At 63.6% G+C, this 12,143-nt stretch carries 10 protein-coding genes and 2 pseudogenes; 9 read left to right on the forward strand and 3 right to left on the reverse strand.

Annotated elements, in window-relative coordinates:
- The first annotated feature begins 29 nt into the window (after window positions 1–29).
- The 6 genes from ACQCST_RS13860 (at window position 30) to ACQCST_RS13885 (ending at window position 6,353) form a co-directional block, all read left to right on the forward strand.
- Window positions 30–779 carry a glycosyltransferase family 2 protein gene (locus tag ACQCST_RS13860; protein ID WP_426996331.1) on the forward strand — a complete coding sequence of 250 codons (750 nt, stop codon included), beginning with the start codon at window positions 30–32 and terminating at the stop codon, window positions 777–779.
- Window positions 780–781: 2 nt separating this feature from the next.
- Window positions 782–1,225, forward strand: a complete 444-nt coding sequence (locus ACQCST_RS13865) for a DUF2304 domain-containing protein (RefSeq protein ID WP_426996332.1) — start codon at window positions 782–784, stop codon at window positions 1,223–1,225.
- Window positions 1,226–2,113, forward strand: coding sequence for a glycosyltransferase (locus ACQCST_RS13870; protein WP_426996333.1), 888 nt, complete (start codon window positions 1,226–1,228; stop codon window positions 2,111–2,113).
- A 23-nt stretch (window positions 2,114–2,136) separates the two neighbouring features.
- Window positions 2,137–3,231, forward strand: a complete 1,095-nt coding sequence (locus tag ACQCST_RS13875; RefSeq protein WP_426996334.1) for an NAD-dependent epimerase/dehydratase family protein — start codon at window positions 2,137–2,139, stop codon at window positions 3,229–3,231.
- Between the two features lie 17 nt (window positions 3,232–3,248).
- On the forward strand, window positions 3,249–4,142 hold the full coding sequence (locus tag ACQCST_RS13880) for a glycosyltransferase (RefSeq protein ID WP_426996335.1): 894 nt from the start codon (window positions 3,249–3,251) through the stop codon (window positions 4,140–4,142).
- A 177-nt stretch (window positions 4,143–4,319) separates the two neighbouring features.
- Window positions 4,320–6,353: a hypothetical protein gene (locus ACQCST_RS13885; RefSeq protein ID WP_426996336.1), complete on the forward strand. Its 2,034-nt coding sequence runs from the start codon at window positions 4,320–4,322 to the stop codon at window positions 6,351–6,353.
- A 151-nt stretch (window positions 6,354–6,504) separates the two neighbouring features.
- Here the strand turns inward: ACQCST_RS13885 and ACQCST_RS13890 are convergent.
- A pseudogene (locus tag ACQCST_RS13890) lies at window positions 6,505–6,777 on the reverse strand (IS1380 family transposase); the annotation flags it as partial.
- A 14-nt stretch (window positions 6,778–6,791) separates the two neighbouring features.
- Here ACQCST_RS13890 and ACQCST_RS13895 point away from each other — a divergent pair.
- Window positions 6,792–7,124: pseudogene (locus ACQCST_RS13895) on the forward strand (IS110 family transposase); the annotation flags it as partial.
- Between the two features lie 9 nt (window positions 7,125–7,133).
- Here ACQCST_RS13895 and ACQCST_RS13900 read toward each other — a convergent pair.
- A complete protein-coding gene (locus ACQCST_RS13900; RefSeq protein WP_426996337.1) occupies window positions 7,134–8,216 on the reverse strand; it encodes an acyltransferase family protein in 1,083 nt (360 codons plus the stop codon).
- A gap of 138 nt (window positions 8,217–8,354) precedes the next feature.
- On the opposite strand from ACQCST_RS13900, the gene rfbA reads away from it, so the two are divergent.
- Both rfbA and ACQCST_RS13910 read left to right on the forward strand, forming a co-directional pair.
- Window positions 8,355–9,224 carry a glucose-1-phosphate thymidylyltransferase RfbA gene (rfbA, locus tag ACQCST_RS13905; RefSeq protein ID WP_426996338.1) on the forward strand — a complete coding sequence of 290 codons (870 nt, stop codon included), beginning with the start codon at window positions 8,355–8,357 and terminating at the stop codon, window positions 9,222–9,224.
- Between the two features lie 60 nt (window positions 9,225–9,284).
- Window positions 9,285–11,279 carry a DUF6541 family protein gene (locus ACQCST_RS13910; protein WP_426996339.1) on the forward strand — a complete coding sequence of 665 codons (1,995 nt, stop codon included), beginning with the start codon at window positions 9,285–9,287 and terminating at the stop codon, window positions 11,277–11,279.
- A gap of 432 nt (window positions 11,280–11,711) precedes the next feature.
- Here ACQCST_RS13910 and ACQCST_RS13915 read toward each other — a convergent pair whose 3' ends face one another.
- Complete coding sequence (locus ACQCST_RS13915) at window positions 11,712–11,813, reverse strand: hypothetical protein (protein WP_426996340.1); 102 nt, start codon at window positions 11,811–11,813, stop codon at window positions 11,712–11,714.
- Between the last annotated feature and the right edge of the window lie 330 nt (window positions 11,814–12,143).

Raw genomic sequence — 12,143 nt, forward strand, 5'->3', positions numbered from 1 at the left:
CCGTACAGAATTGATATAGTTTGGACAACATGGAACCCAACTCCTCCTCGCGCGTCTTGGTGATCATGCCTGCCTGGAACGAAGCCGAAGCCGTCGGCAACACCGTCCGGGAGGTCCTCCATACAAACGCCCGCTACGACGTTCTGGTAGTCAACGACGGCTCGAACGACAACACAGCCCAAGAGGCCGCGGCCGCTGGTGCTACAGTGCTCAACCTGCCGTTCAACCTGGGTGTCGGTGGAGCAATGCGGGCCGGCTTCAAGTACGCACGTCGCTTGGGCTACTTACAGGTGATCCAGGTTGACTCGGACGGGCAGCACGACCCCCGCAGCATCGACGAGGTGATCGCAGGCCTGGCGCACGCGGACATCTCCATCGGCGCCCGCTTCGCCGACCGCGGCGACTACAAAGTCACGGGCCCCAGGAAATGGGCGATGCAGCTGCTCGCCAAGGTCATCTCTTCACTGGCAAAGACACGACTGACGGATGTCACCAGCGGATTCCGGGCCGCCAACGAGCGCGCTGTCAGCCAGTACCTGGACCACTACCCCGCAGAGTATTTGGGCGACACGATCGACTCGCTCGTAGTCGCCATCAGATCCGGCTGCACCGTCACGCAAGTGCCCGTGGAAATGCGGGCCCGGCAAGGCGGAAAACCCAGCCACAATCCGGCCAAGGCCGCCATTTACCTCGGAAGGTCGGTGTTCGCACTGCTGTTTGCCCTGACGAGAAAACCGACCTCATCGGTTATCACTGCAGCCGAAACCACAGGAGCCTAGCCATGGGAAATATAGCAGCCTTCCTGCTCGCGCTGGCCATCGTTGCCATCGTGATCGAGATGCTGCGGCGCAAGAAGCTCCGCGAGAAATATGCCGCGCTGTGGCTGATTGTCGGAGGTGCCACCCTGGTGCTGGCGGCATTCCCGCGGCTGCTGAACATCGTCGCTGAGTACGTCGGCGTCCAAGTGCCCTCGAACCTGCTTTTCGCCATGAGTATCCTCATGCTGCTGGGTGTCTGCCTTCACCTCTCGTGGGAAATATCCGTCGTCGAGGACGAAACCCGGACTCTGGCCGAGGAAGTGGCGATTCTGCGCGCCCAGTTGGAGGCACTTGAACGGCGCTCCCATGCCGTATCGCCGCCAATCCCGCGGCTTCCGGACTCCTCAGCCTTGTCCGGCCCCCCGACGCCACCCACCCACCATCCCACCGAAAGCTCGGATTCTTAGATGCCCCTCGATATTTTCGTCCCCTACTGGGGCGACCCCGGATACATGAAGGAAACGGTCCGCAGCGTGCTGTCCCAGGACAACGGTGACTGGCTGCTGACCGTCGTCGACGATGCTTATGCGGATCCCGCAATCTCCGACTACATGGCCGGATTCGACGATGACCGAGTCAGGTACGTGCGCAAGGACGTGAACGCCGGCATTACCGAGAACTACCGCACCTGCGTGTCGATGGCCACCCAGGACGTCATGGTCATTCTGGGCTGCGATGACGTCCTGCTGCCCAACTACGTTGACGTCATTCTGGACGCGCACAGGCTCTTCCCTGAAGCTGCGGTCATTCAGCCCGGCGTGCAGGTCATTGACGAAAACAGTGAGGTGGTAAGTACGCTGGTCGACTCGATCAAGCAGAAAATCGTCCGCCCGCGGGGCGGCGGACGCCAGATCATCGCCGGTGAAGCCATAGCCTCCAACCTGATGCACGGCGACTGGCTCTACTGGCCCTCACTTGCTTTCCGCACGGACAAGATCCGCGAGGTCGACTTCCGTGACGGCTTCCCGATCATACAGGACCTGGCCCTTATCATGGACATGGTTTACAAGGGCGACAAGCTGCTCATCGATCCGGCTGTGTGCTTCCAGTACCGCCGGCACTCCAACAGCGCCTCCTCGACCAAGCTGATCGACGGATCACGGTTTGCCGGTGAACGCGAATACTTCGCTGTGTCGGCCGCCCAGGCAGGAGCACTGGGCTGGCACCGGGCCGCCCGTTCGGCCAGGCTCAGGCTCACCTCCCGCGCCCACGCAATTTCCTTGCTGCCCAAGGCAGTCCTGGACCGCAATTCCACCGCGGTCAAGGCCCTCGTCCGTCATTCCTTCGGCAAGTAACCACCTGAAACGAAAGGTCCGCTGTGACTTCTCCTGAAACGTCCCCCCGCCCGGGCGGCACCGTCCTCGTCACCGGCGGCGCCGGCTTCATCGGCTGCGCCATCTCCGCCTCGTTGGCTGAGGCCTTCGACCACGTGGTGGTCCTGGACAGCCTTCACCCGCAAATCCACGCCACCGGCCAGCGGCCCGCGGAGCTCGATGCCCGCGCAGAACTCATCGTCGCGGACGTCGCTGAGGCAGCCACCTGGGATAACGTCCTGGACCAGCACTCCCCTGACGTCGTCATCCACCTGGCTGCCGAAACGGGAACCGGCCAGTCGCTGGAGGAGTCTACCCGCCACACGCACGTCAACGTTGTGGGAACCTCCCAGCTGCTGGACGGACTGAACCGGCACGGCAAGCTACCCCGCAGGATCGTCCTTGCCTCCAGCCGCGCCGTCTACGGCGAGGGGGCCTGGGCTGATGCCGACGGCAGGCTCTTTTACCCGGGCCAGCGCACCAGCACCACCCTGGATCAGGCGCAGTGGGACTTCCCCGGAGCCACCCCGGTGGCAATGAAGGCCTCCGAAACCTTCCCCGCGCCGGTCAGTGTCTACGGCGCGACCAAACTCGCCCAGGAGCACGTCCTGCAGGCCTGGGCGAAGTCCTACGGCGTGGAGACGGTCATCCTGCGGCTCCAGAACGTCTACGGCCCGGGCCAGTCCTTGATCAACCCTTACACCGGCATCATGAGCCTGTTCTGCCGGATGGCCATGGGGGGCAAGTCGATTCCGCTGTATGAGGACGGCGAAGTCCGCCGCGACTTCATCCTCATCGACGACGTTGCCTCCGCCATCGTCGCCGGCGCAGTCTCCCCCACCGTCCAGGGCGAACCGATGGACATCGGCTCTGGTGAATTTCAGACCATCGGCACCGCGGCGGCACTGATCGCCGCGCATTACCGTGCGCCCGAGCCACACGTCACCGGACAGTACCGACAGGGCGACGTCCGCCATGCTTGGGCAGACATCACGGCCGCAGAGAAGGTGCTTGGCTGGACGCCGAAGTACAACCTCGCTCAGGGCATTGACCGCCTCGCCTACTGGATCGACGTCCAGCCCGACGTCCAGCCCGTCTGACGCGGACGGAAGAGACGTTGACTGCGACTGCCGCTGTCGTTTCACTGTTCAACCCCACCTGCGGCGTGCTGGCGAACGCCGCCGCTCTGCTCAGCCAGGTTGACACGGTTGTTGTCGTCGACGACGGGAGTCCCCAAGATCCCTCCCGGATCCTGTTCGAACTGTCCGCCATGGGCTGCCTCGTGGAGCGGCTCGCCGAGAACTCTGGCATCGCAGCGGCACTGAACGCCGGCATTTCGGCGGCGCTGGCCGGCGCCGCTAAGCCAGGCTATATCCTGACCATGGACCAGGACTCATTGCTCGACGACGGCTACGTCGCCGCGCTACTGTCAGCGGCGACGGCGGCCCTGGAGGCAGGCGTCCCGGTCGGAATGGTGGCCCCGAACTCCGTCAGGGGCCTTCCCGTGCGGCGCGGCGCGCTGCTGAACGGAATCCAGCTCGGCGGCGAACCCATCCAGTCCGGACTTCTTATTCCGGTCCCGGTGCTGGAGCGGCTCGGCCTCTTCCAGGGGAGCCTCTTCATCGACGGCGTGGATAGCGAGTTCTATCTCCGATGCACTGCCAAAGGCCTCCGGTCCGTGATTGCTCCGGACGCGGCGCTGGACCACTCGCTGGGAAGCTCGACAACGGCGATTCTCTTCGGAAAGACAGTGTCCGTCGGCGGCCAGCCGTTGGAGGTCCGCACGGCGGCGGCCTGGAGGTATTATTATCTCTTTCGGAACCGCATTCTGTTGACGCGCCAATACGGCCGCCGGTTTCCGCTCTGGACCCTGAAGGGATTCCTGGCGGACTACCGGCATCTGGCTATCGTCACGCTGCTGGCCCCGGGCAGGCGCACCCGGCTGGCCAACGCGCTGCATGGCATTGTCGATGGTGTGCGCGGTGTCTCCGGACAGCGCCGCCACAGGTAGCGGCGCCGTCGATTGGGTCTCAGCTCCAGAGCGGGCGTGCTGTCTGCCGGTTCAGTTCCAAGGCGTTCGAGTTCCACCAGCAGGCTTCATCTCCAGTGATGCCCGCAATCAATGGACTCCGCCCAACCGCTTCACCTGTATCACTATCACCGCACGACGCAATTGGGGAATCAGCCAGTGAGCACTATCGTAAACGACCCTCAGGATCTCCGGCCACGGGCCTCGGTGAGATCCCCACGTGAGACCGCTTGGCCCGGCGCCGCAGCCATCAGGCAAGCGCGCGGAATTCTGGCCTTCCTTGCAGTGGCAGCGCTGGTAATTGCCTTGCGGTCAGCCGGCCTGTTGCAGGGAGTGCCGGCATTGCTGCTTGCTGCTGTCCTCGTGCTGCTGCTGCCGACAGCGCGGATCCTTTCACAGCGTATTCTGTTCAACGGCCTAATTGTGGCAGGGCTCGTGCCACTGTCTTGGTGGTTTCCTGAGCGGCTGTTGGGCTTTGACCACGGAACTCTGCTGGTTGCGGTCCTTGCCGGGCTGATCGCTTGGTGGATTGTCTCGGCACGCTCAGCCCGACGGCGGCTCCGGCGGCTGCTCCCGACGGCCAAGTGGATTGATTCCGTGCCGTTCCTAGCTGCGGCGCTTTCGGCCTTGTCGTTGTTTACCATGCTCACCATCCGGGCACCGGCCGACGCCCTGTCGATCATGATGAGCCGCTGGGACTACCAGTCCCACTTCAGCATCTACTACATGGTGCGGAGCCATGGCGAAGTGATCCCGACGATTCCCAGAGGCGCCGGCGGCGAATCGTGGGGGTTCGCGGAGTACCCGCAGGGATTCCATACCCTGCTGGCGACGATTTCCGACCTTCTCCGACCAGCCATCGTCAGCGTGGACAGCGAGCTGGTTTCTTACATCAACCTGCAAGCGGTCACGAGCGTAATCACCGTCTTCCTTGTTGTCGCCGGCATGTGCGCGCTGCCGGCCGTCCGCCGCAGATCCGCCGTGATGGCCACCGGCGTCGCTGTGGCCACCGCCGCATGGATCTACGGGCCCGGCTCAATCCCCGTATACGAAGGCTTCGGCAACTTCTATCTGGCGTGCGGCACGGCCGCCGCCACCGTCCTGGCCCTGCTTACGTTCCAGCGCCGCATCCCCTTGATGGGCCTGGCCGCGGTCGGCGCCGGCCTAATCAGCATCTGCAATAACTGGCTGCTGCTCGTCTCTCTGGTCGCCGTAGTCCTGACCACACGGTTGTGGTCACTAGTGCGACACCGAAACGACTACAGCCGCTCGTGGTGGATTCTCGCCGCTGGATTCACTGCCGTCACCATCTTGGGCGTTGCTTTGCCTATCATCCAGATATCTCCGCTCATCGTGTCGAGCCAGAAGATCTTGGAAGCCCAAGGCGGTATCGCTTTCCCGGACTTTGGCCTCGCCTTGGTGACCGTCGTCTTGGCACTTGTGCTTGGCTTCGCCAACAGCACGGCGGCGCCACGCTCTGGCTCGCGGAGCGTGCGAAGGGAACGGCTGGATGTCTCGAGGGCATCGCTGGGGCTCCTGATTCCGATTGCTCTGTGTATCTGGCTCGCGGTCTCCCAGAGCATCCAGAACGGAGCAATCTCCTACTACTTCTACAAATACCTGATTGCCGTTCTCCTCCTGGCCTGGCCCTTGGCTGTCGCAGCAGCCGCCACGCTGATCCCCCAGCCCGTGACCGGTGAAGGTCCAGTGCGCAGACGAGGGCTCGCTGTAGGCCTGTGCGTCCTTGCGGTCACGGCCACCCAAATATTCGGCTTCACAGTGCCTGGCCTGGAAAAAGCGGGACTACCACCCACGGCGCGTCCCCTGACGGAAATGTCGAACCAGGCAACGCATCTGATGTCCACACCTGTCTATATCCACAGGCTGCTGCAAAGTGCCCGGCAACCCCAGCCGGCGTCAACTGTCTACATCGCCGGACCAGGTACGGTTGATCCGGTGCTCGCCGCCCGATGGCAGTGGGGAATGCGAGGCATGTCATCCTCAGTAACCACTGAGATGAGCTTTTCAATCCTGGACATTGCTAAGGACTATTCGCGTGCCCCTGAGGTGATCGGCCGTATTCTGGCTGAGCATCCGACTTTGTCCGCGGTGGTGGATCCCGAACTGTTTGAGCCCACTTATGAGTATTTGCTTGGACGCGGTCTCGCTGACAGGTTGATTCGACTGGGCTAGTAGCCCGGCCTAGCTCTCGCCATGGTGGGAAAAAGTCCGCGGTCGCCTCGCCTCGGGCTCTGGCCCCGGGTGAGGGTTGGGCGGATCATGTAGGTGTCTGTCACGGCCGACGCCGGTTGAATCTTGGTGCTGTGGTCGAGCCTGTTGGCTAGCGTGGCGAGTTTGTCAGGAACGCGGTGATGCGGTTCCCGTCCAGATCCAGAAGTGTCTGTTGCGCGCCGCGATGCAGCGGTTCGGCGCGCAGCTACAGGTTCGTGCCCGGCGGGTAGTCTGCCAGCGAGATGATGTCGGTGGCATTGATGACCCAGGCGTCGGCGCGTTCGTTGCCGTCTTGGTCCAGGGCAGGCTGCCAGTACTTCTTGTCGCTGATCCGGGCGACCAGGTGCGATTTGGCTACCGGGATCGGATAGCTGACCGAGAACTGGGCCCGGGCGGCGCGTCCCGGGTATCAGTGGCCGCATTGCCGACGTGATCGTCGCCGAAACTGGGCCGATATGAGTACCTTCCCCACAGCCGGCCATCAGGCATACTGGGCCGGGACCGCTCCAGGGGCCAACGAGTCCGCGGGTCGGGTCGGGTCACCGAAGACCAGGCCCGGGAACCGCTACCTCAAACGCGCCCTCGGCACCGCGGCAATGTCGATCTCCCGATCCCAGACAACATACCTGGGTGCAAAATTCCGGCGCATCCAATCGCGGTGATGTGTATACAGATCCCGCCCCTGACTATCTCCTACGGCGCAAGCCCGCTCAAACCCAGTTCCGCGCCATCTGGGCAGGGTTAAACGCTCTTCTTCGCCCGCCGCATGACCGGCCGCTCAACGAAGAACCAACTGGCCGCGGCCAACGGAATAGTGCACAGCGTCGCGGCTATCGTGAACCACCAGACACCCCAGTGGTACGCGCCGAAGACCGCCAGCAACTGCTGGACCGGGAAGGCATATATGTAGGCGCCGTAGGAAATGTCGTGCCGCGCGACGAGGGCCGGCTGCGGCAGCCAGGTGGAAATCCAGAGCAGCCCGTAGGCAATGAACGGGGCTGCCAACTGCCCGCCGAACCCGTCCACCAAGAAAATGGACAGTCCCGCCAGCACGATGGCTAGGGGGCCCGCAACTTTGTGGATGCCGATCCGGGAGCTCAGAACCTGCACCACTGCGCCGCCAAGGAAGTACGGGACGAGCCGGGCCGCGAGTTCAAAGTCCAGGTTCGATTGCAGATACGGCTTTAGGGCTTCGATATTTGCCCACAGAACTACACTTGCGATGAAGGCACCGATGAGCGGCCAGGGGGTCTTCTTGAACAGTGGCAGGAAACCGATCATCGCAATCAGTAGGTAGCACATGAACTCAAAATAGAGCGTCCAGAGGGAGCCATTCCAGGCTTTGGAGTATGGCACGCCTGCCGGAGTGCCCGCAATGTCATAGCTGACGATGTGAAGCGTCATATTCGCGAAGACCGAGTTCAGCGGCGTCGTGGGGGTATGCAGGAACCCCAGCAGGGAGCCGTGCTGGATCGCGTAGGCAATTGGCGCGAACACGAAAGCCATCACCACCAGGCACACGATAAAGGCAGGGAAGATCCTTGCCACCCGATGGACGATGTAGGGTCCGATTCTGTTGCTGAACCTGCTGGCCGTGATCAGGTAGCCGCTGATCCCGAAGAAGCCGGCGACAGCCCAGCCGCCGAGGTTTTCGCCGCGAAAGCCCCATCCGTTGCCGTCACCCACGATGTGCCAACTGTGTGCCAAGAGCACCATGAATGCTAGAACCAGCCGGATCAGGTTGAGGCTGTTGCCGCGTGGATCCAGCCGCCGCCCTATAGTCGGGGCCGGAATTGCGTTTGGTTTCAGTACAGCTGTGCTCAATCCCGGGCTTCCTTCGTGATGTTGTCTAGACCGTCAATTCTACCTTGCGCCCCTAAGCTCCCCGCACTGCGTCCCACCCTGAACGGAAACACGGCCAGCAAGTTGCCGTTGAAGTTCCAATACGCGAGGATTGGGCGCATGCGCGGAATAATCTTGGCCGGCGGTACCGGTTCCCGACTTCACCCGATCACACTCGGCATCAGCAAGCAGCTTGTGCCCGTCTACGACAAGCCTATGATCTATTACCCATTGTCCACCCTCCTTCTCGCGGGCATCCGGGACATACTTATCATCACCACACCGCATGACGCAGAGCAGTTCCAGCGACTCTTGGGCGACGGCTCGCAGTTCGGCGTCAACCTCAGCTACGTCCAGCAGCCTTCGCCTGACGGACTTGCCCAGGCCTTTGTCCTGGGCGCCGAGCACATCGGAAACGAAACCGTGGCGCTGGTCCTGGGCGACAATATCTTCTATGGCCAGGGAATGGGAACCCAGCTGCGCCGTCATGCCGACATCGACGGCGGCGCCGTCTTCGGCTACTGGGTCAAGGACCCCAAGGCTTACGGCGTGGTGGAGTTCGACGACGACGGCAAGGCCTTGTCGCTCGAAGAGAAACCGGAAAAGCCGCGCAGCCACTATGCCGTTCCTGGACTGTATTTCTACGACAACGACGTCATTGAGATCGCCCGGAATCTCAAGCCTTCCCCCCGAGGAGAGCTGGAGATCACTGACGTAAACCGGACCTATCTGGAACGGGGCAAGCTGCAGGTGGACATCCTCCCACGCGGCACTGCTTGGTTGGACACCGGCACCTTCAATGACCTCAGCGATGCCTCCAACTTCATCAGGACCGTGGAGAACCGCCAGGGCCAGAAGATCGGCGCCCCGGAGGAGATCTCCTGGCGCCTTGGCTTCCTGACCGACGACGAACTGCGCCAACGCGCCGAACCCCTGGTCAAGAGCGGCTACGGCGCCTACTTGCTGGGGCTGCTCGACCAGACCCTCTGATGTGCCGATGTCCAACCCCGCCCGTGTCCAGGCCAAGGGCGTCGGAATGGGGCTGGTATTTTGAGCTGGCCTGAGGTCCTGCCCCTTGTATTGACAGCCGCCCTGTTCCTGCTGGTTCCTGGCGCATTGGTGACGATCGCCTTGGGGCTGCGAGGGCTCCCGGCTGTGGCCCTTGCTCCGGCGGTGACAGTATCCATTGCAGGCGTCCTCGCCGTCGGGCTGCCCTTTGTATCCATCCCCTGGTCGGCTGCCGCGGTCCTGTTGGGCGGGATCGCTCTGTGTGGCGCCGTCCTGCTGGCCAGGCTGCGGTTTGAAGGCAGGGCCGCCTTACCCACTGCCGCCCTGCTGCGGCCTTGGACGCAGACCGGAGGATGGGTGGCGGCGGCGTTTCTTGCCGGCGCCGGACTGATCCTCATCCAGTTAACCTTGGCCTTCGGGACACCGGAAAGCTATTCGCAGACGTTCGACAACGTCTTCCACCTGAACGGCATCCGCTACATCCTGGACACCGGGGATGCCTCATCGCTGACGATGTCGACGATGACCAGCGGCGATTCCCCACCCTACTTCTATCCGGCCGCCTGGCACGGTCTTGCCGCCGCCCTCATCCAGCTGACCGGCATCCCGATCACGGTGGGCGTCAACGTCCTGAACATGGCTGTGGCGTCCATGGTGTGGCCGTTGGGATGCATGCTCCTGACCCGGACGGTGGCAGGAAACAGGACCGTGGCTGTAGGGGCGGCCGGGATCCTTTCCGCCGCGTTCGCCGCGTTCCCCGTCTTGCTGCTCGACTTCGGCGTTCTGTATCCGAATTTCCTGTCGATCAGCTTGCTGCCCGCGGCCCTGTCCGGTGTGGTGCTGATGTTCGGGCTTGGCCGGCACCTGACCTGGCCCCCGCTGTCCCGCTTGATCCTGCCGCTACTTCTCGTTCCCGGTCTGGCACTGGCGCACCCCAACGGCTTCATGTCGTTGCTAGTCCTGTCGGTTCCCGTGGCTGCACAGGCATATTACCTACGTTACTTGCGCGGGCGGGCCTACCGCGGTGAGCGCCGGCCCGAATGGCGTTTGGCCACTGCCGGGCTGGCCGCAGCCACAGTCGTCCTGGTCTTGCTGTGGGCCGTGATCCGTCCACCGAGCGACGCAGCCTTCTGGGGACCGATCCAGTCGCCGCTGGGGGCCGCCGTCGAAGTGGCCACCAACTCGGCCATGAACCGGCCGATGGCCGCGGGAGTGAGCATCCTGATGCTTGCGGGGCTGTTCCTGTGCTGGCGGCGCGGCGGCAGGTTCTGGATGCTGGGATGCTTCGCCATCACGGCAGTGCTTTTCGTTATTGTTTCCGGTGCTCCGCCGAGCTTCCTCCGGAGCGCCGCGACCGGAGTCTGGTACAACGACAGCTACCGAATCGCCGCGCTGCTCCCCATGATGGCCCTGCCGTTTGCCGCCATCGCCACGGACGCCGTCGCGCCGTGGCTGCGCAGGGGCCTGTCGAAAATCCGTTCGTCAAAGACGGGGCGGCCCGGACGCATTCCGGCGAAGACCCGCGAGGCCGTCATCCTGGCCGCCCTCGTCACTGTCATGGTCGCGGTGGGAACGGTCGCCCAGCTGCCGTCCATGACGGCAGCCGTGGCGTCGGCTCAACAGAACTATCTGGAAAACAACGTGTCCCCACTGGTGACGTCGGATGAGCAGCGGATCATCGACAGGCTCGACGACGTGGTTCCCGCGAACGCCGTCATCGCCGTCAATCCCTGGACCGGAGGCGCCCTGGCCTATGCTCTGGCGAACCGCGAGACCACTGCTAAGCACATCCTGACGGCAAACACCGAGGCAGTGGAAACTCTAAACCGGGACCTCCGCAATGCCGCCACCGACCATGAAGTGTGCGACGCTGTCCGCGCTACCCGCGTGCGGTATGCCCTGGACTTTGGCACGAGGGAAGTCCACGGCGGCAACCATCCGTTCCCTGGGCTGGCCGACCTGCAAGACTCTCCGGCGATGAAGCTCGTTCTGCAGGAGGGCGAGGCCCGGCTCTACGAGCTCACAGCCTGCCGCTAGGGAGCCGGCCGTGAACATCCGAGATAGCCCCGGGCTACCGAAGACCGCTACGGGGGATAGCCTTTCTGCTGGTTCTCCTGCGCGGTGAATGCCGGGCGAGGAGCAGTCATCTCGACGCGACAGAATGACCGTCCGGCCATCGAGCGTCACGGGCTCTCTCCCCGGACCGGTATAGGCCGTCCGGGTCGGCGCCGGAGCCGGAGCGATCCGGAAGCGTCCGACTGCCTGATCCGGAGGTGGCCTGGTTGCCGGCGAGTCCGACCAGCGATTCGTAGTTAGCGTTGATGCCGCCACACACCGGGAAGGTCCCGACACCGGGCACGTCATAGAGGCTTCCGTGCTGCAACTGCTGGCGGCCGACTGTCCCGGGCGGCCCCAGACTGTCGCGGCCACGGGGAAGGCGAAGTAACTGGAGGCGGAGGCGTATTATTTTCAGTCGGCCTCGATCTCGGCGGTCAGGGCGCGGGCGCCGGTCGCTGGTGCCCCGCAGGTGGTTCCGCCGATGAAAGCCTGAAGGCAGCCGCTGCCATCCAATCCGCACTACTGGACTACTGTTGTCGGCCGGAGATGGCCGGCGTCCCCGCCGAGGCGTCGTGGCCACCGGTGACGGTGAGGGTATGGTCGCCGGACCGGCGGGCGCCGTTGCCGGCCGGTTTACCGGAGCCGCTGGGTCCCTCGGCCGACGGCGCTGGCAGGGTAACGCCGTCGTCAGCGGTGTCGTGGCCTGCAGCAACGCCGTGACGGGGATGCAGAAGAGTTCCGGTGGCGTGCTACTCTCGTTGGTTCCGGTACCGCTCCGTCGCTGCCTGGTTGTATTGAACGCTGCCACGAGTTCCTACTACCGGACCCACACTAGCCGAGCGC

Origin of the sequence: Pseudarthrobacter sp. N5 (genome assembly GCF_050157035.1) — a bacterium.
In the GTDB taxonomy this organism is placed as follows: Bacteria; Actinomycetota; Actinomycetes; order Actinomycetales; family Micrococcaceae; genus Arthrobacter.

Coding starts and splice junctions, on each gene's coding strand:
- ACQCST_RS13860 (WP_426996331.1), top strand. CDS start 30: ATGGAACCCAACTCCTCCTCGCGCGTCTTGGTGATCATGCCTGCCTGG.
- ACQCST_RS13865 (WP_426996332.1), top strand. CDS start 782: ATGGGAAATATAGCAGCCTTCCTGCTCGCGCTGGCCATCGTTGCCATC.
- ACQCST_RS13870 (WP_426996333.1), top strand. CDS start 1,226: ATGCCCCTCGATATTTTCGTCCCCTACTGGGGCGACCCCGGATACATG.
- rfbA (WP_426996338.1), top strand. CDS start 8,355: ATGCGCGGAATAATCTTGGCCGGCGGTACCGGTTCCCGACTTCACCCG.